Source organism: Rhizobium sp. LEGMi-198b (genome assembly GCF_054114205.1).
The window spans coordinates 370,739-388,976 of sequence record NZ_JBSYVH010000008.1 but is presented as its reverse complement, the minus strand read 5'-3'; the positions used below and the strand labels follow the sequence as shown (position 1 = coordinate 388,976).

Sequence of the window (18,238 nt, the reverse complement as noted above, 5' to 3'; positions counted from 1 at the left end):
GTTACTATCTCCTCCTCGATGACGGCCGGTCGGCTCGGTCACAGGCCGAAAAGGAGGAACCGTGTTTCTCGACTATTTTGCACTTGGGGTGCTGATTTTCATGGTGGTCACTCTCTTCTATGCAGTGATCGCGATTCACGACATCCCGCATCTGATCGCCAAGGCTCGCAACCACCCTCACCAGGATGCCATCCATGTTGCCGGTTGGGTGAGCCTGTTCACCCTGCACGCGATTTGGCCGTTTCTCTTCATTTGGGCGACCCTCTACCGGGAGGACCGCGGTTGGGGAATTCGACCCGATGGCAAGCTTTCGCGCGAAGCCGAAGCAAATGCCGAAATCGCACGTCTTCATGCCCGGATCGCTGAGCTCGAAGCGCAACCGTCGTCGGAGAGGGAGAAAGCCTGATGGATCTGCTCCTGATACTCACTTATGCCGCGATCTGCTTTACGATCTTTAAGGTGTTCCGGATTCCTGTAAACCAATGGACACTCTCGACAGCGGTCCTGGGCGGCATCTTTTTGATCGGGGCCCTGCTGCTCATCATGAGCTACAATCATCCCTATTCCGGGGACGGGCGCATCTATTTCACTTCGGCGCCGGTCATTCCCGTCGTCGGCGGGCAGGTCGTGGAAGTCCCGGTCGAGCCGAACAAGCCGCTGAAGAAGGGCGATGTGCTCTTCCGCATTGATCCGCGACCCTACCAGTTTGTCGTCGATCAGAAGAAAGCAGCGCTTGCCGAGGCGAAGCAGACGGTCCTTCAATTGAAGGCTGCTCTCGACGCCGCCAATGCCGGAGTCGTCGGAGCGGAAGCCTCGCGAGATCGTGCGTTGCAGGCATTCGAGAAATTCCAGAACTCAAATGAGAACGCGAAATCCAGCGGCCGGGGTGCCGTCTATTCCGAACTGGAGGTCGAAAACCGGCGTGGTATCTATCTGACCGCCGAAGCCGCCGCAGATACGGCACGTGCCCAGGCTGTCCAGGCAAAACTCGCCTATGAATCCGAGATCAACGGTACGAACCCAACCGTCGCCCGGTTGACGGCGGAACTGGGCAATGCGGAATACGAGCTTGACCAGACGACGGTGCGTGCGCCGAGCGATGGCTATGTGACCCAGGTCTTCCTTCGCCCCGGCATGATGGCCAACCCGTTGCCATTGCGTCCGGTGATGGTGTTCATCAACAGTGAGGACCGAATGCTCGCCGCAGCGTTCATCCAGAATTCGCTACAGCGTGTGAGTGTGGGCGACGACGCCGAAGTCGCTTTCAAGGCGGTTCCTGGCAAAATTTTCAAGGCACGCGTCGAAGAAGTCATCGACGTCATGGCCCAGGGACAGCTTCAGCCTAGCGGAGCGCTAATCGATCCGCAGTCGCCGGAGCGTACCGCACCGGGACAGACGCTGGCGCGTATCGAACTGCTCGAAAATACGGACAAATATCAATTGCCGGGAGGCGTCGTTGCGGAGGTTGCGGTTTATACCGAGCACTGGCATCACGTCGCCGTCCTCCGAAAGGTCCTTCTGCGCATGAGCAGTTGGATGAACTACGTCTTCCTGGAGCACTGAACGGCGAGGCAATCGCGCAGGACGTAGGAAGAGGCAGAACCGGCGATGGAGATGGAGGGCTGCGCGCATGAGCAGCCCTGCCGCATGAGCGGTTTTGCTGCGCCCTTGATATGAGATCGCCGCGCTTCGATGTGCGATGCCCTAAATTCTTCGGCAGGAATTGCCCGGAACGAATTTCGGCGTCAGCACAAAATCCTGTGCCGGCTCGACGGCGCCTTCCGGGTTGGTGATGCGGTGCATGAGGCGGCGGGCGATGATGCCGCCGAGCGCCAGTGTGTCCTGAACCACCATGGTAATGCGCGGCGTGATGACCGAACTCCATTGCACATTGTCGATCATCGCGAGCGAAATGTCTTCCGGACAGCGGAACCCCAGCTCCTGCATGGCCTGTAATGCCGAAAGCGCCACGGTGTTGTTGGCGCCGAGGATTGCGGTGGGCCGCTCGGGCTGGATCAGCAGGCGCATGGCCGCTTCGTAGCCGGCGGTGCGCGTGAACTGCCCGTCGACGACGAAATTCGGGTTCACCTCAACGCCGGCATTGGCCATGGTCTCGGCAAAGCCGCGATAACGCTCCGTCGCCGTGTGCATATGGCTCGGGCCGGTGATGAAGGCGATGCGCTTGTGGCCGAGTTGAAGAAGATGCTCTGTCAGCATTGCGCCGGCGAGGTAATTGTCGGACCCGACGAAATCGCGCTCGATCCCGGCAACCTTCTGGTCGAAGCAGACGATCGGCACGTTCAGGCCTGCGATGAAATCGATATAGTTCTGGTCATAACCGGACGGCGCAAGCGCCAGGCCGGCAGTCTTAAGGCCGATCAGGTGCTCGACCATCGCCCTCTCGCGATCCGTCTTGCCGGAGGAATCGGTGACGACGACGAAATGCTCGTGGTCGAGCGCATAGTTTTCCAGCTCGCGCCGGATATCCCCGAAAAACGGGTTGCCGACATTGCCGACGACGAAACCGATCATGCGACTGCGTCCGCGCGCAAGGCTTTGGGCAAGCGGGTCGGCAACGAAGCCGACCGCGGCAATCGCCTGGCGAATTTTCTCCAGCGTTTTCTGGCTGACCCGCGCCGGATTGCTGAGCGCTAGCGACACCGTCGAGACGGATACGTCAGCGAGTTTGGCGACATCGCGAATTGTGGCCATGAATTTTTCGAACCGTTTCTATCGCCTTTTGCTTTCCGATCGAAGGTACTTCCCTCAATGAATCGCTGTCACAAATCTAACATTTGTCGGCCATGAAGCAATATGCAGAAAGAGCTTTCAACAGCGCGCTTGACATGCAGGGGCAGGAGGGTCAATGATTAAATCGAACCGGTTCGATTGAGCCGTAACACTTGGGAGGATAGTGTGACCGACGCAGCGATCAGTAGCGGCAGTGATGTGGCCGATGGCAAAGCATGGTTTGGACACGACCGCTTCGGCATGTTCATCCACTTCGGGCTGTACGCCCTCGGCGCACGGCATGAATGGCTGAAGAACCGCGAGGAGTTCACCACCGAGGCCTATCAGAAGTATTTCGACAACTTCGATCCCGACCTCTACGACGCCCGCGAATGGGCGCGTCGCGCGCGCCAAGCCGGCATGAAATATGTCGTCCTGACCGCCAAGCATCACGAGGGTTTTTGCCTGTGGGACAGCAAGGTCACCGACTACAAGGTCACCAACACGCCCTATGGCAAGGACCTGATCGGCCCTTATGTCGAAGCGCTTCGCGCCGAGGGGCTGAAGGTCGGCTTCTATTATTCGCTGCTCGACTGGCATCATCCGGATTTCCCCATCGACGGGCATCACCCGCAGCGCAACCATCCCGACGCCGCCAAGCTCAATGAGGGCCGCGACGTCAAGCGTTATGCCAAGTACATGCGCGATCAGGTGACCGAACTTCTGACGAACTTCGGCAAGATCGACGTGATCTGGTTCGATTTCAGCTATCCCCGCCGCGTGTACAAGGGGCTGCCCGGCAAGGGCCGCGCCGATTGGGAGAGCGAAGATCTCATGAAGCTGGTGCGCCAACTACAGCCCGATATCATCGTCGGCGACCGCCTAGATCTTCCGCGCGACGCAGATCACATGCCCGACCTGGTGACGCCGGAACAATATACGCCGCGTGTCGCTCCGACGGTTGCCGGATTGCCGGTGCGCTGGGAGGCCTGCCACACCTTCAGCGGTTCCTGGGGCTACTATCGCGACGAGACGAGCTGGAAGGATGCCGGTCAGCTCATCAACATCCTGGTCGACACGGTTTCGCTCGGCGGCAATCTTCTGATGAATGTCGGCCCGACCGGCCGCGGCACTTTCGACGCTCGCGCCATCAAGGCACTCGACACCTATGGCGAATGGATGCAGCTGAACGGTCGTGCGATCTACGGCGTCGGCCCCTCCACCTACAAGGCTCCGAGCGGCTGCCGCTTCACCCAGAAGGGCAATCGGCTCTATCTGCATATCCAGACCTGGCCGTTCCGCCACATTCATATCGAAGGACTGGGGCGTAAGGTCAAATATGCGCAGTTCCTGCATGACGCCAGCGAACTCCATTGGCTCGATCCGGATGCCGATGTCGATTCCAATATCGGCGTCGCCGTTGGCGAGGGCGTACTGAGCCTGGAGCTGCCGGTGCTCAAGCCGGATGTCGTCACGCCGGTCATCGAACTGATCCTCAAGGACTGAAGGAGATAGCGAAACCCAGCCGCCCGGTGCTGTCATGAGCCGCGAAGCCGAACTCATTGCCGCGATGACCCCCTTGATCGCCGATCTGGCCGAAGACGGCAATGGCGCCGTCGCGCTCGCCGGGTCGCGCGGCAAGGGGTGGTCGGATGCGCAATCGGATTTCGACTTCCGGGTCTATGCCGATGCCTATCGCGGACCGGAGGTTCGGCAAACCGAGGCATGGAGGCGTTTCGAAGCGGCTCTGCAAAGCTGGCAGGCCGAGGGTATCCGCATGGATGGGGTCTGGATGCGCCGTTACGCAGGCGTGCAGCGCGATCTGGAATCCTGGCTTGCCGGCATGCCCGTGCCCAAAACCTTCGAATGGACGATCTGGGGCTATCACCTGCCGACCGATCTCGCCAGCCAGCAGATCATCGCGGATCCGCGCGGTCTGTTGACCGGCTGGAAGCGGCAATTGGCGGAGTATCCGGAAGCACTCAGGGCCTCCGTCCTCAGCCAATACATGGACATCCTGCGCTACTGGGCCAGGGATTATCACTATGAGAGCAAGGTCGCTCGCCGCGATCTCGTCTTTCTCGTGGGGCTGACGGGCAAGCTTGCCAACGCCATTCTGCAGACGGTCTTTGCCCTCAACCGGGTCTATTTCCCGGGTGACGGCTGGAATCTGCCCATGGCAGCCGAACTCGAGCGGCTGCCCCCTGACTTCCTGCAGCGGATGACCGCCATTCTGGAGCCGGGACAAGGTTCGGACCCCTGGCGGCGCCAACGAACGGAACTGATCGGCCTGATCGCCGACCTGGAGGTTATGATCGCGGCCTGAACGAGCCGCAAGACCAAGCCGGAGGGGAGCGTCCGGAGTGTGATCAGCGTCACTGCAACCAAAGTCATTATGGAGGAGGAACCATCATGAAACGTTCATTGATCTTTGCCGCCGCCCTTGCGGCGAGTTCACTACCTGGCATCGGCGCTAAGGCGCAGGATGCTCCCGTGACCCTTACCTGGCAGATGTGGGGCGAGCCCAACGATGCGCAGCTCTGGCAGCAACTGACCGATCTCGTCACCCAGCAATATCCCAATATCAAGGTCCAGCTACAGCTTTCAGGATGGACGGATTATTGGACGCGCCTGCCGGTTCTGACGGCATCGGGCCAGGTCGCCGATATAGTCTCGATGCAGTCTATGCGTATGCCCAATTTCTATTCGATCCTCACGCCGCTCGACGACTACGTGAAGAACAGCGATGTGAAGGTGGCGGATTTCGAGACATCGATCATGTCCGGGCTTTCCCATGACGGCAAGCTCTACGCGCTGCCCTACGACGTCGGCCCCTGGATGGTCTTCTACAATCGCGATAAGTTTGCCGCCGCCGGCTTGAAGGAGCCTGCCAAGGACTGGACCTTCGATGACTTCAAGGCGGATGCCAAGACGCTGACGAAGGACGGAACCTATGGTTACGGCACCCAAGGCTTCGATTTCATTGCCGGCCCCGTCGCCCTCGGTGCGGAATACTTCAATTCCGATAATGAATTCGACCTGACCAATGCCGGCTTTGTCGATGCTTTCAGCAAATATGCCGATCTCACCGCCAAGGACAAACTCTCGCCCGTCTTTGCCTCGGCAGCCGATGCCTCCGCAGCAAGCGGCCGCTTCGCCTCGGGCAATGTCGCCATGTATATCGACGGTCCCTGGACACTGATTACCGCGCAGGCCAACGTCAAGTTCAAGATCGGCATTGCGCCGCTGCCACGCGGAAGCGGCCCGTCGCGCTTCATCACGGCCGGCTCGGGCTGGGGCATTTCCGCCACCAGCCAGCACAAGGATGCGGCTTTCAAGGCGCTGCAGGTGCTGAGCGGTCCGAAGGCGGCCGAGATCCTCGGCTCGGCCGGGCGCGCGTTGCCGGCCCGCCTTGCGCAGCAGACCGCCTGGTATGACGGCGCGGCCAAAAATGTCAGCGGCACCCGCGACACGCTGCAATATATGTTCGCCCACACCACGCCGTTCCGTATCAACGAGAAATGGAACCAGTTCGAGAATCTGGTGATGCAATATGTGCCGCTGGCGCTGACCGGAGACTCGAAGCCCGAGGGTGTGCTGAGCGACATTCAGAGCCAGCTTCCCTAGCCCCCAAGGGATCTGGCCTGCCTGCGGCCGGGCCACCGGCTCGACCGCAGCGCCCTTGCCGGAAAGGAGAGGCCCATGATGCTGGGCAAACACACCGACATGATCGCAAGACCAAGGCCACGCTCGCGCAAATGGTTCAGAGGCGAGGGATGGACGGCCTTGTTCTTTCTGCTGCCGGGCCTGATCGGCATCGTTCTGTTCCTCGTCCTGCCGATCCTTGCTTCGATCGCGCTCAGCTTTACCAACTGGCAATTGCTCGGCACGCCGCGTTTCGTCGGCATTTCCAATTACACGCGCCTGTTTACGACCGACCCGCAATTCTGGACGGTCATGCGCAACACCATCTTCTTCACGGTCGAATATCTGGTGCTGAATATCGTCATTTCGCTCGGGCTTGCGACCTGGATTTCGAGCCTGAAGATCGGACAGCGCTGGTTCCGGGTGATCTTCTTCCTTCCGACCTTCACCCCGCTCATCGCGGTCGCCATGGTCTGGATGCTGATTTTCACCAGCGGCGGCCTTTTCGACAGCCTGATGGCTGCGTTGTCATTGCCGTTCTCAGGCGTCCTCAACGATCGCACGCTCGCCATGCAGGCTGTGGTGCTCACATCGATCTGGGCTGGCGTCGGCTACAATACGGTTCTCTTCAACGCCGCTCTCGACATGGTGCCGGCGACCTATCTGGAAGCGGCGCGGATCGACGGCGCCACGGCCTGGGACCGTTTCTGGAAAATCCGCCTGCCGCTGATCTCTCCGACCTTGTTCTTCGGCACGGTGATGACGGCGATTACGTCGCTGCAGGTCTTCGACCAGATTTTCGTCATGACGAAAGGCGGGCCGGGATCGTCGACCGCAACGCTCGGCTACGCCATCTACCAGCGCGGCTTTCAGAATTTCCAGATGGGCTATGCCTCGGCAATCGCCTGGGTGATGTTCGCGCTGATCATGGCGCTGACCGCCCTGCAATTCTGGTTCCAGCGCAAATGGGTGCACTATGACGCTTAAGTCCAAGGCCAGAGCGCGCCGGAAGCTGGTGCTCGATATCATCAATCACGCCGCCCTTGCGCTCGTGGCGCTCGCCTTCCTATTTCCTTTTTTCTGGATGGTCTCGAATGCAGTGCGCTCGAATGCGGAGGTGACGGCAATACCGGTGCGCATCCTGCCCGAGGTCTTCGAATGGGGTAATTTCGCTGCAGCCTGGACCAGGCTGCCCTTCGGCCGCTTCTTTCTCAACAGCGCCGTCATCGCCGTCTGCGTGACTGTTATCACCGTCGTCGTCTCCTGCCTTTCCGGCTACGCTTTTGCGCGGCTGAAGTTCAGAGGGCGTGAAACCTTGCTGCTGGGCTATATCGGCACGCTGATGGTGCCGCCGCTGATGCTGATCATTCCCCTGTTTCTGATCGTCAACAAGCTGGGCCTGGTCAACACTTTCCCCGGCGTGATCCTGCCGATCTCCTTCGGCACCTTCGGCGCATTCCTGATGCGGCAGTTCTTCCTCTCCATTCCCATGGAGCTTGAGGAAGCCGCAAGGATCGACGGCGCATCGCGCCTGCGTATCCTCATCAGCATCATCGTGCCCCTGTCCATGCCGGCGATCGGGCTGCTGTCACTGTTCACCTTCATCGGGCAGTGGAACAATTTCCTCTGGCCCCTGATCGTCATGACCGGTGCCGACAATGCCACGCTGCCAGTCGGTCTCACCCTGTTCCAGACGCAGCAGGGTACGCAATGGAATTATCTGATGGCGGGCGCCGCCCTTTCCATGCTTCCCGGGATTTTCCTTGCGATCATCCTGCAGAAGCTCATCTACAATAGCATCGCACTCAATGCGGGCATGGGCGGGCGTTGACGCACCGGCCGACATTATCGGGAGAGATCCATGGCGAAACTGACCATTCGCAACGCCATCAAACGCTACGGCGCGCTCGAAGTGCTGCATGGCGTCTCCGTCGCCGCGCAGGACGGGGAATTCGTCGTTCTGGTCGGCCCCTCGGGCTGCGGCAAATCCACTTTGCTGCGCATGATCGCCGGACTTGAAAGCATCAGCGACGGTGAGATCGAAATCGGCGACCGCATCGTCAACGATCTCGAACCCAATGAGCGTGATATCGCCATGGTGTTCCAGTCCTACGCGCTCTATCCGCATATGACCGTGCGCGACAACATGGCCTTTTCGCTGAAGCTCGCGCGCCGCAGCAGGCAGGAGATCGAGCAGAAGGTGAGTGATGCCGCCGCGATCCTCGACCTTGCCGCACTCCTCGATCGCTATCCCCGGCAATTGTCCGGCGGGCAGCGCCAGCGCGTGGCAATGGGCCGGACCATCGTCCGCAACCCGGCGGTCTTCCTCTTCGATGAGCCGCTTTCCAATCTCGATGCGAAACTGCGCGTGCAGATGCGCACCGAGATCAAGACGCTGCACCAGCGGCTCGGCACCACCATGGTCTACGTGACGCATGACCAAATGGAGGCCATGACCATGGCCGACCGCATCGTCGTGATGCGTGGCGGGCATATCGAGCAGATCGGTTCGCCGCTCGAAATCTACGATGCACCGGCCAACAGCTTCGTCGCCGGCTTTATCGGATCGCCATCGATGAACTTCATAGACGGCCTCGTTGTCGAACGGGGCGGAGCCATGGAATTGCAGGCCGCGGAAAATCTGCATTGGCCGCTGCCGGAAAGCGCCCGTCGCCATCTCGGTCGATCCGTCCAGCTCGGCATCCGTCCGGAACACATCGCCGTCGATGCAGATGGCGTGCAGGCCAAGGTGATCATCATCGAACCGACCGGCTCCGACACGCATCTGCAATTGCAAGCCGGGGCGCATTCCATCGCTGCCGCCGTGAGGGATCGCCCTCCCGTAGCCACAGGCCAGGCGATCCAGCTCAAAATCGACACCGCAAAGGCGCACCTGTTCGACCCATCGAGCGGCGAACGGCTCGGTTAAAGGATGGCTATGGCTTTCGGATGCAGGCCAAAGTTCCTAAAGTCTTACACGGGGTTCAACGCTATGGCGGACTGTATCACCGTCGCGCTTCGGCGAGGTGGCTCCCCAAATAAGCGCTTATATTCCCGGCTGAACTGAGAGGCACTTTCGTAGCCCACGGCGAAGGCCACAGAGGCGGCTTTGGCGTTGGCGGCAAGAATTCGCCGGCGAGCTTCGTGCAGCCGGACATGTTTCTGGTACTGAAGCGGGCTCAATCCGGTGACCGCCTTAAAGCGCCGATGGAACACAGACACGCTCATGCCCGCTATGTCTGCCATGGCTTCAATGGTCAGACGCTTTGCGTAGTGCTCCCGTATCCATTCCATTGCCCGGCGAATATGGGAGAGACGGGAATCCACGCCAGCTATCTGCCTGAGAATCCGACCCTGCGGTCCCATTAGTAGCCTGAAGAGTAATTCATGCTCAAAGTGTGAGGCCATGACCGGTATTTCGAGCGGCCGATCCAAAAGCTCCACCATACGCCGCCATGCTTCCAGCAGCGGCGGGGACGCCTTCGTCACGTTGAAGCCTGAGGGAACAGATGGCTCTGGTATCCTGGCCATGTCCACCAGAAGAGACGAGATAAGCACCGGGTCCAGATAGAGGTTCGCTGCAAGGTAGGGCTGGCTTGGGCTAGCCTTGGTGATTTGCCCCATTGCGACCACCTCAGCAGCCACGATCATGCAGTCGCCAGGGCCATACTCCAAAGACTCATCGCCAATGAGTGTCCTTTTCGTTCCCTGAAGGACGAGGCAGACAACTGGCTCGTAGATCATGGCCATCAATTCCGTCGGAGCGTCCGACGAATAGATCTTCAGGCGGGGCACTTTCTGCTCATCGCTTCCCGCGTGGCGGAGCGCGATCGCGTGGATTTCTTCCAAACTCGTCATAATAACACCTCAGACTTTTTGCCTGAAAAGGTCAAGAGATTGGCAGGATCAGGCAAGCTTTTGGTAGCATCAGGCATCGCCGGAATGGCCTGCCGCCACATATGTTTTGGACCAACAGATGGAGGTTCAAATGCATAAGCGTAGATTGGGTGTGAACGGCCCGGACGTGTCAGCAATCGGATATGGTGCCATGGGCATTACCTTGTGGTACGGATCAAGTGACGAGCAGCAGGGTTTCGAGACGATCAGGCGTGCCTATGATTTAGGCGTCACCTTTTTCGACACTGCCGAGGTCTATGGCTGGGGCGAAAACGAGAAGCTCGTTGGTCGCGCACTGAAGGGTATCCGCGAAAACGTCGTTGTTGCGACCAAGTTCGGCCTGACCCGTGAATATGCCACGGATAGCCGCCCGGAGCATATCCGTGAAGTGATCGAGAACAGCCTGCGTTATCTCGGAGTGGACCACATCGATATCCTGTATCAGCATCGTGTAGATCCGAACGTTCCGATCGAAGATGTCGCGGGAACGGTCAAGGACCTGATCCAGCAGGGCAAGGTAAAATACTTCGGTTTAAGCGAAGCCGGGCCGCAGACCATTCGCAGGGCTCACGCCGTACAACCCGTGACGGCACTCCAAACCGAGTATTCGGTGTTCGAGCGAGACGTTGAAGCCATCCTGCCCGTCACGCGTGAACTTGGTATCGGCTTCGTCGCCTATTCTCCCCTCGGGCGAGGCTTCCTGACAGCCGCCGTCAAACCTGCCGCCGAGTATGAAGAGACGGACATGCGGCGGTTCGATCCGCGTTGGCAGCCCGGCAACTTCGAAAAGAACCGAGATGCTGTACGAGAGTTGAAGGCGCTGGCGGAGCAACGAGGTGCGACGATCTCACAACTCGCGCTTGCCTGGTTGCTCGCTCAGGGTGATGACATCGTACCGATTCCCGGCACACGCCGCCAAGATCGGCTCATCGAGAATATCGGTGCCGTCGACCTGAACCTGACGCAGGAAGACCTTGATAGGATCAAGCAGATTCTGCCACATGGTGCATTCGGCGAAAGATACAGCAGCGGCGCTCCCGAATGGATTTAGGATTGCCCGCATGAGTGTTCCCACTCCGCCGCGCCGTACTCGAGGAATGGGGTGCAAGCCCTCCCCAAGTCTCAAAACTTGCGCTTCATCCTGTCACGCGGCGAAATTCTCGAAGTATATTTGGGGTTGGCGATGCGGGCATCATCCGAATCGCGGGTCTCCAAATCGTCCAGAATAGGGCAGCCCGGACGGTCGTCCCCCGTGCACTTCGTCGCCAGTTCCTCAAGGGTTGCGGCCATCTGCTCCAATTCCTGAATTTTGAGCCGAAGTTCGGCGATGTGGGCAAGTGCTATCCGTTTGACATCGGCACTTTGCCGTTCGCGGTTGACCCAGAGATCCAGAAGCGTCTGAATCTCCGCAACCGGAAAGCCGACATCCCGCGCGCGGCGGATGAAGCGCAACACGTGGACATCATCCTCCGAATAGTCGCGATAACCTGAAGCCGTACGATCGGCCGCCTGAATGAGGCCGGTTTGTTCGTAATAGCGGATCATCTTGGCCGATACGCCCGATGCCTTCGCCGCCTGTCCGATATTCATGAGTTTTCTCCTGCGTAGGGTAGCCGGTCCCGTGCGGGACCGGCTGTACCTGGTTTATCAATTGGCGACCCTGAACCGGCGGAGCCTCAGCGCATTGCCGAGCACGAAGACGCTCGAAAGGGCCATGGCACCCGCCGCGAAGACCGGAGAGAGCAGGATGCCGAAGGCCGGGTAGAGAGCACCCGCGGCGACCGGGATCAGGGCCGTATTGTAGGCAAAGGCCCAAAACAGATTCTGGCGGATGTTGCCGATCGTCGCCTTGGAAAGCGCAATGGCGTTTGGTACGCCCTGCAGGCTGCCCGACATCAGGACCACATCCGCGGCCTCGATGGCGATATCCGTGCCCGTGCCGATGGCGAGACCCACATCCGCTTCGGCAAGCGCCGGGGCGTCGTTGATGCCGTCACCGACGAAGGCGACCTTGCCATACTGGCTCTTGAGGCCGCTGATCGCGTCGACCTTACCATCCGGCAGCACTTCGGCTACGACCGCGTCGATGCCCAACCGCGCCGCAACGGCGTTCGCAGTGCGGGCATTGTCGCCGGTAATCATCGCGACCTTGAGGCCGAGATCGTGCAGGGCCTTGATCGCCGCGGGAGTCGTGTCCTTGATCCGGTCCGCCACGGCGACAATCGCCGCGAGCTTGCCGTCAATCGCGGCATAGAGGGGTGACTTGCCCTCGTTGCCCAGGCGTTCGGCGACCGAGGCGAAACCGGCGACGTCGTAGCCAAGCTCGACCATGTAGCGATCGGCGCCGATTTGGACCAGCTTGCCTTCGACCTTCGCCTGCACGCCGAAACCGGTAACTGATTCAAAATCCGACACGGACGACAGCGAGAGACCTTCCCCGGTGGCGGCGTCGACGATCGCACGGGCGATCGGGTGCTCGGACTTGGCCTCGACGGCGGCGATGAGGCTGAGGACGGTCGGCCTGTCAAACCCGGTGGCCAGTTCCAGGTCCGTCAGCGTCGGCTTGCCCTCGGTCAGGGTGCCGGTCTTGTCGACGGCGACGACCTTGGCGTCCTTGAGCAATTGCAACGCCTCGCCCTTGCGGAACAATACGCCGAGCTCTGCGCCGCGCCCTGTGCCCACCATGATCGAAGTCGGCGTCGCCAGACCCATGGCGCAGGGGCACGCGATGATCAGAACCGCCACGGCGTTGACGAGCGCAAAGGTAAGGGCGGGCGAGGGGCCGAAGTAGAGCCATGCCACGAAGGTAATTGCGGCCACAGCCATGACGGCCGGCACGAACCACATGGTTACCTTATCGACCAGAGCCTGGATGGGCAGCTTGGAGGCTTGCGCTTCTTCGACCATGCGAATGATTTGCGATAGCACGGTGTCGCCACCCACGGCCGTCGCACGGAACGCAAATACACCTTTCTGGTTCACCGTGCCGCCGACAACCGCGCTGCCTGTGGTTTTCGATGCCGGGATCGGTTCGCCCGTAATCATCGACTCGTCGACATAGCTGTTTCCTTCAACCACTTCTCCATCGACGGGAACACGTTCGCCGGGCCTGACTTCGACGATATCACCGGCGACAACCGAGCCGATCGGCAGATCGACAGCCTTGCCATCCCGGCGAACACGGGCGCTTCTGACCTGAAGGTCGACCAGGCGCTTGATCGCCTCGGAGGTGCGTCCTTTGGCGCGGGCCTCCAGCAGGCGGCCGAGCAGGATGAGCGTTACGATGACGCCGGCGGCTTCGAAATAGACGTTGATCGTGCCAGGGGGGAGGAAACCGGGCGCGAAGGTTGCGACCAGCGAATAGCCATAGGCCGCGAGCGAGCCGATGGCGACCAATGAGTTCATGTCTGGGGCAAGTCGCCCAAGTGCCGGAAGTCCCTTATGATAGAAGCGGATGCCGGGGAGAAAGAGGACGAGCGTCGTCAACGCGAACTGGATGTACCAACTCCACTGCATGCCGATCGTTGATTCGATGAGGCTGTGAACGCGCGGGATGAAATGCGATCCCATCTCCATGAGAAAGACCGGCGCGGTAAGCACGGCGGCGATGGTAAAGTCGTGGCTGAGCTCGCGCCGCTCGGCATCCTTCTTCTCGGCGCGCTCGGTGTTTTCGTCCCCTCGGTCGGCACCGATAAGCTTCGCCTCGTAGCCGGCGTTTTCGACCGCCGCGATCAGGGTTGCCGCATCCGCCGATCCTTTGACCGTAGCACGCTCGGTCGCAAGGTTGACGGCGGCCTCGCTGACGCCTGGAACAGCCTTCAAGGCGCGTTCGACGCTGCCCACGCAGGATGCGCAGGTCATGCCTTCGATCGAAAGCTCGATGGAACTGGCCGCAGGCGCGAAATAGCCGACGTTTTCGACAGCCTGGACGAGTTTCGCGCGGTCGATGGCTGCGTGCGCCGTTATGCTCGCCTTTTCGGTGGCGAGATTGACGGATACGGAATCGACGCCAGGCACCTCTTTTAGGGCGCGTTCGACGCTGCCCACACAGGATGCGCACGTCATGCCGTCGATAGGCAGAGATATGACCGTCGATAAATCCGTTGGCCGGACTGAACTATTCATGGGAGGTCCTTTCACGCTCCGGAATTTGAATGTGAAGGGAAGCTGGGGCTTCCAACCATGGGAAGGTCAATAGCATTTTTTTCGTCAGACAGCACTTGACCTTACCATGGTTGGAAACTCCACTTTGAGTGCCGTGAGATCAAAACCAAGGAGAATTCTCATGGAACTCAGAATCGAAAACATGACCTGCGGCGGCTGCGCAAGGTCCGTTACCAAGGCAATCCAGTCCGTCGATCCCGACGCCAAGATCGAGACCAATCCCGATGCACGCACGGTCAAGATCGAGACGACCGCCTCTCAGCCGGCACTTCAGCAGATTCTCGAAAAGGCCGGCTATCCGGCAACTGCGAGCTGATCAGGGAGCAAGATCATGAATAAGCTCACCCCGATCTTCATCGCCGGTGCAATCGCTATCAGCGCGGGCCTGGCGATCGCGCAGAGCCAGTTGAAGACGAACGACGCAACATCTGCGGATCATTCCATGCCGGGAATGGACATGTCTGGCGCGGAGACCACCTCATCCAGTGCCTCGTCCACCCAAGCATATGCGGCCGCAAACGACCGCATGCACAAGGACATGATGATCGAGTACAGCGGCGATGCCGACACCGACTTCATGCGCGGCATGATCCCGCATCATCAGGGCGCGATCGATATGGCCAAGGTTGCGCTGCAATACGGCAGAGATCCCGAAGTCCGCAAACTCGCCGAAGATGTGATCAATGCTCAGGAAGACGAGATTGCCACGATGAAGAAATGGCTCGCCGAACACGGCAAATGATGACTGGAGGGCGGCTTATCGAAGCTGCCTTCGGCTCAGAAACAAGAAACGCGATATTGCGGTGAGCGGCCTTATGGGTGAATCGCTCCCAAACGACCAAAAGGAAGCAATCGATGTACCGACGTACTTTTCTGACGGGCCTGGCAGGCCTTGCGATTTCCGGGCCTGCCGCGGCCCAGATGATGCACGACATGGGCAACATGACCGGACACGGCGCTCACAACATGATGCCTATGGCCGGCAACAAACTTGTTTTGCCGGAAGGGCAGCCTCTGCGCGAGTTGCCGCGCCTGATGAACCAGGCCAGCGAGGCCGGCCTGTTCAAGGCGAGGCTTGCCGCAGAGTCGGGCCTCGTTCGTTTCGCCGAGGGGCTCGATACGCCCGTGCTGCTCTATAATGGCGGAAATCCCGTGATCGAGGCGCACGAGGGCGACCGGATCGAGATCAACTTCAAGAACGGCATTCCCGGCGAACCGACGACGGTTCATTGGCATGGGATGCCGGTGCCGGCCGATCAGGATGGCAGTCCCATGGAGCCAGTCGTTTCGGGCAGCGAGCGCATCTATGCTTTCGATCTGCCGGAAGGCAGCGCCGCATCCTATTGGTTTCATCCCCATCCGCACGGCCTTACCGCCGCTCAGGTCTATCGCGGCCTCGCGGGCATCTTCCTCGTGAAACCGAAGAGCGATCCGATCCCTGCCGAATATGGCGATACGGTTCTGATGTTCACCGATCTTCGGATTGCCGAAGACGGAAGCATGCCGGCGAGCAACATGATGGACCTGATGAACGGGCGTGTCGGCGACCATGTGCTGGTCAATGGCCAGAAAAACCCAGCCCTGGCCGTGGCGAAAGGCGAGAAGCGCCGCCTGCGTCTGTTTAACGCGACAAACGCGCGGTTCTTCCGGCTGAAGTTCGAGAATGCCGCCATGGTGCTCGTCGGAACGGATGGTGGCCTTATCGAGGCTCCCGTCGCCGTCGACGAACTGCTGCTTGCGCCCGCCGAGCGTGTCGAGCTGATCGTCTCCTTTGACAAGCCGGGAACGGCAAGGCTCACCACGCTCGACTATGAGCGCGGCTGGATGGGGCCGGGTAAGCCCGAGGAGGCCGGCATGACCTTGCTGACGGCAAATATTTCGGAGAAACCGGCGCCCGCCATGCCCCCGGTTCCGGTGAAGCTGCGCACCATTGAATCCCTCGCAAAGCCGACGGTCACGCGTCGCTTGGTGCTGACGGAATCCATGAAGGGCATGGAGATGGAGTTCCTGATCAACGGCGCTACCTTCGACATGACTCGCGTCGACGAAGTCTCGAAGGTCGGGCAGGTCGAACTCTGGGAAATCGTCAACCAGGCGGACATGGATCACCCATTCCATGTGCATGGGACGCAGTTCCAGATTGCCGAGCACGAAAAGGACGGCCAGGTCACCAAGCCATCATACCGGGCCTGGAAGGATACCGTGAACGTCGTAGCCGGCGAGACCGTACGCATCCTGTTGCGACAGAATTTGCCGGGGCCGCGCATGTATCACTGCCACATCCTCGAGCACGAGGATCTCGGCATGATGGGCACGGTCGATGTTCAGGCCTGAGCACCCCTTCGTCAATCGAAACGCGGAGGGAAAAGAGACGTTATCTTCCCTTCGCCTTCGATGAGCAATGCTCATGGCAACGTGAAAACATACCATTTCTGCTCATGAAGCTTATCCGCTACTCCTGAGGCCGATGTGGGCGCTACCTCTCTGTTTTAACTAGGGGATCGGGCTTGCCGTCACATCGGATCAACCCAAATTCACGGAGAACCTAAATGCTCGAGTGGGGAAAATACCGGCAGGAACTGTCGTCGCGCGTTGCCGAACTTGGCCAGCTATCGCCTGCTACGCTCGAGGGTGTCCGCACCCTCGGCGGCGCCGGCCAAAAGACCGGCCGGCTGGATGCCAAGACCCGCGAGCTGATCGCGCTCGCCGTGGCGGTGACGACGCGCTGCGATGGCTGCATCGCCAGCCATACCGCCGAAGCCGCAAAAGTGGGCGCAACGCGCGAGGAAATCGCTGAGGCACTCGGCGTGGCGATTGCTCTGAACGCAGGCGCGGCTTTGGTTTACTCGTCGCGCGTTCTGGATGCTTTCGACACCGTCGGCGGCTGATCACGGTACGAAGGAAAAGCGGAGGAGGGCAAGATACTGTCCTTCTCCACAAGTCAACCATCGAGGAGGTCAATGCGCATTCAGAGCCGCGGCAGCTCGCGAGTTCCGACGATGCTTAATGACCCAGGATCTGACTGAGGAACGCACGCGTGCGTTCCGATTGCGGCGCGCTGAAGAATGCTTTCGGTTCGTTCTGCTCCACGATCTGACCCTGATCCATGAAGATCACCCTGTTAGCCACGGCCTGCGCAAACCCCATTTCATGGGTGACGCAGAGCATGGTCATGCCCTCTTCGGCGAGCGCGATCATCGTATCGAGCACTTCCTTGATCATTTCGGGATCGAGGGCCGAGGTCGGTTCATCGAACAGCATGACGCGCGGCTTCATGCAGAGCGATCGTGCGATCGCAACACGCTGCTGCTGACCGCCTGAGAGCTGGCCGGGATATTTATGCGCCTGATCCGGAATCCTGACCTTCTCAAGGAAGTGCATGGCGAGTTCCCTGGCTTCCTTTTGCGGCATCTTGCGGACCCAGATCGGGGCGAGGGTGCAGTTCTGAAGGATGGTCAGATGCGGAAAGAGATTGAAGTGCTGGAACACCATTCCGACTTCGCGGCGGACCTCCTCGATCTTCTTCAGGTCGTTGGTCAACTCGATGCCGTCGACGACGATCTTGCCGGCCTGATGCTCCTCAAGCCTGTTGATGCAGCGGATCATGGTCGATTTGCCGGAGCCGGACGGGCCGCAAATGACGATCCGCTCGCCGCGCTGAACGGTGAGATTGATGTCGCGCAGGGCGTGAAACTCGCCATACCACTTGTTCATGGCCGTAATTTCGATGGCGACGTCTGCAAGACCGATCCGGCCGTCCTGGGGGAAAGCTCGTTGCGTAACAATGCTTGTCATGCGCATT

The 18,238-nt window shown here is 59.9% G+C and carries 18 protein-coding genes; 13 read left to right on the top strand and 5 right to left on the bottom strand.

Annotated elements, in window-relative coordinates; genetic code table 11:
• Positions 1 to 61: 61 nt before the first annotated feature.
• Both ACXHXG_RS27445 and ACXHXG_RS27440 read left to right on the top strand, forming a co-directional pair.
• The gene (locus ACXHXG_RS27445) at positions 62 to 406 is read left to right on the top strand and encodes a DUF3302 domain-containing protein (RefSeq protein WP_260304326.1); all 345 of its coding nucleotides are present in this window, start codon (positions 62 to 64) and stop codon (positions 404 to 406) included.
• Positions 406 to 1,563, top strand: a complete 1,158-nt coding sequence (locus tag ACXHXG_RS27440; RefSeq protein WP_260304325.1) for an HlyD family secretion protein — start codon at positions 406 to 408, stop codon at positions 1,561 to 1,563. The genes ACXHXG_RS27445 and ACXHXG_RS27440 overlap by 1 nt, the downstream gene beginning before the upstream one ends.
• 141 nt (positions 1,564 to 1,704) lie before the next feature.
• On the opposite strand, the gene ACXHXG_RS27435 is transcribed toward ACXHXG_RS27440, so the two are convergent.
• Positions 1,705 to 2,712 carry a LacI family DNA-binding transcriptional regulator gene (locus ACXHXG_RS27435; RefSeq protein WP_283052262.1) on the bottom strand — a complete coding sequence of 336 codons (1,008 nt, stop codon included), beginning with the start codon at positions 2,710 to 2,712 and terminating at the stop codon, positions 1,705 to 1,707.
• A 204-nt stretch (positions 2,713 to 2,916) separates the two neighbouring features.
• Here ACXHXG_RS27435 and ACXHXG_RS27430 point away from each other — a divergent pair, with 204 nt between their 5' ends.
• The 6 genes from ACXHXG_RS27430 to ACXHXG_RS27405 all read left to right on the top strand — a co-directional run bounded on the left by ACXHXG_RS27430 (position 2,917) and on the right by ACXHXG_RS27405 (position 9,304).
• Positions 2,917 to 4,236, top strand: a complete 1,320-nt coding sequence (locus ACXHXG_RS27430; protein ID WP_457901371.1) for an alpha-L-fucosidase — start codon at positions 2,917 to 2,919, stop codon at positions 4,234 to 4,236.
• Positions 4,237 to 4,270: 34 nt separating this feature from the next.
• Positions 4,271 to 5,056, top strand: a complete 786-nt coding sequence (locus ACXHXG_RS27425) for a DUF4037 domain-containing protein (protein ID WP_104827371.1) — start codon at positions 4,271 to 4,273, stop codon at positions 5,054 to 5,056.
• An 86-nt stretch (positions 5,057 to 5,142) separates the two neighbouring features.
• Positions 5,143 to 6,357 carry an ABC transporter substrate-binding protein gene (locus tag ACXHXG_RS27420; protein ID WP_457901370.1) on the top strand — a complete coding sequence of 405 codons (1,215 nt, stop codon included), beginning with the start codon at positions 5,143 to 5,145 and terminating at the stop codon, positions 6,355 to 6,357.
• A 99-nt stretch (positions 6,358 to 6,456) separates the two neighbouring features.
• Positions 6,457 to 7,362: a carbohydrate ABC transporter permease gene (locus tag ACXHXG_RS27415; protein ID WP_445945045.1), complete on the top strand. Its 906-nt coding sequence runs from the start codon at positions 6,457 to 6,459 to the stop codon at positions 7,360 to 7,362.
• On the top strand, positions 7,352 to 8,206 hold the full coding sequence (locus ACXHXG_RS27410; RefSeq protein WP_260304322.1) for a carbohydrate ABC transporter permease: 855 nt from the start codon (positions 7,352 to 7,354) through the stop codon (positions 8,204 to 8,206). Before ACXHXG_RS27415 ends, ACXHXG_RS27410 begins: the two co-directional genes overlap by 11 nt.
• Positions 8,207 to 8,236: 30 nt before the next feature.
• Positions 8,237 to 9,304 carry an ABC transporter ATP-binding protein gene (locus ACXHXG_RS27405; protein WP_457901369.1) on the top strand — a complete coding sequence of 356 codons (1,068 nt, stop codon included), beginning with the start codon at positions 8,237 to 8,239 and terminating at the stop codon, positions 9,302 to 9,304.
• A 44-nt stretch (positions 9,305 to 9,348) separates the two neighbouring features.
• Here ACXHXG_RS27405 and ACXHXG_RS27400 read toward each other — a convergent pair whose 3' ends face one another.
• Positions 9,349 to 10,233: an AraC family transcriptional regulator gene (locus ACXHXG_RS27400; RefSeq protein ID WP_457901368.1), complete on the bottom strand. Its 885-nt coding sequence runs from the start codon at positions 10,231 to 10,233 to the stop codon at positions 9,349 to 9,351.
• 130 nt (positions 10,234 to 10,363) lie between these two features.
• On the opposite strand from ACXHXG_RS27400, the gene ACXHXG_RS27395 reads away from it, so the two are divergent.
• Entirely contained in the window at positions 10,364 to 11,323 is a 960-nt protein-coding gene (locus tag ACXHXG_RS27395; RefSeq protein ID WP_457901405.1) for an aldo/keto reductase, read from the top strand.
• A 71-nt stretch (positions 11,324 to 11,394) separates the two neighbouring features.
• On the opposite strand, the gene cueR is transcribed toward ACXHXG_RS27395, so the two are convergent.
• Positions 11,395 to 11,862: a Cu(I)-responsive transcriptional regulator gene (gene cueR, locus ACXHXG_RS27390; RefSeq protein WP_457901367.1), complete on the bottom strand. Its 468-nt coding sequence runs from the start codon at positions 11,860 to 11,862 to the stop codon at positions 11,395 to 11,397.
• A 57-nt stretch (positions 11,863 to 11,919) separates the two neighbouring features.
• Positions 11,920 to 14,397, bottom strand: coding sequence for a heavy metal translocating P-type ATPase (locus ACXHXG_RS27385; RefSeq protein ID WP_457901366.1), 2,478 nt, complete (start codon positions 14,395 to 14,397; stop codon positions 11,920 to 11,922).
• A gap of 160 nt (positions 14,398 to 14,557) precedes the next feature.
• On the opposite strand from ACXHXG_RS27385, the gene ACXHXG_RS27380 reads away from it, so the two are divergent.
• The 4 genes from ACXHXG_RS27380 to ACXHXG_RS27365 all read left to right on the top strand — a co-directional run bounded on the left by ACXHXG_RS27380 (position 14,558) and on the right by ACXHXG_RS27365 (position 17,324).
• The gene (locus ACXHXG_RS27380; protein WP_260304319.1) at positions 14,558 to 14,752 is read left to right on the top strand and encodes a heavy-metal-associated domain-containing protein; all 195 of its coding nucleotides are present in this window, start codon (positions 14,558 to 14,560) and stop codon (positions 14,750 to 14,752) included.
• A gap of 15 nt (positions 14,753 to 14,767) precedes the next feature.
• Complete coding sequence (gene copM / locus ACXHXG_RS27375; RefSeq protein WP_260304318.1) at positions 14,768 to 15,178, top strand: CopM family metallochaperone; 411 nt, start codon at positions 14,768 to 14,770, stop codon at positions 15,176 to 15,178.
• A 113-nt stretch (positions 15,179 to 15,291) separates the two neighbouring features.
• Complete coding sequence (locus ACXHXG_RS27370) at positions 15,292 to 16,770, top strand: multicopper oxidase family protein (protein ID WP_457901365.1); 1,479 nt, start codon at positions 15,292 to 15,294, stop codon at positions 16,768 to 16,770.
• A gap of 215 nt (positions 16,771 to 16,985) precedes the next feature.
• Positions 16,986 to 17,324, top strand: coding sequence for a carboxymuconolactone decarboxylase family protein (locus ACXHXG_RS27365; protein WP_285170238.1), 339 nt, complete (start codon positions 16,986 to 16,988; stop codon positions 17,322 to 17,324).
• A 115-nt stretch (positions 17,325 to 17,439) separates the two neighbouring features.
• Here ACXHXG_RS27365 and ACXHXG_RS27360 read toward each other — a convergent pair whose 3' ends face one another.
• Positions 17,440 to 18,231: an amino acid ABC transporter ATP-binding protein gene (locus tag ACXHXG_RS27360; RefSeq protein ID WP_283052254.1), complete on the bottom strand. Its 792-nt coding sequence runs from the start codon at positions 18,229 to 18,231 to the stop codon at positions 17,440 to 17,442.
• Positions 18,232 to 18,238 lie beyond the last annotated feature (7 nt).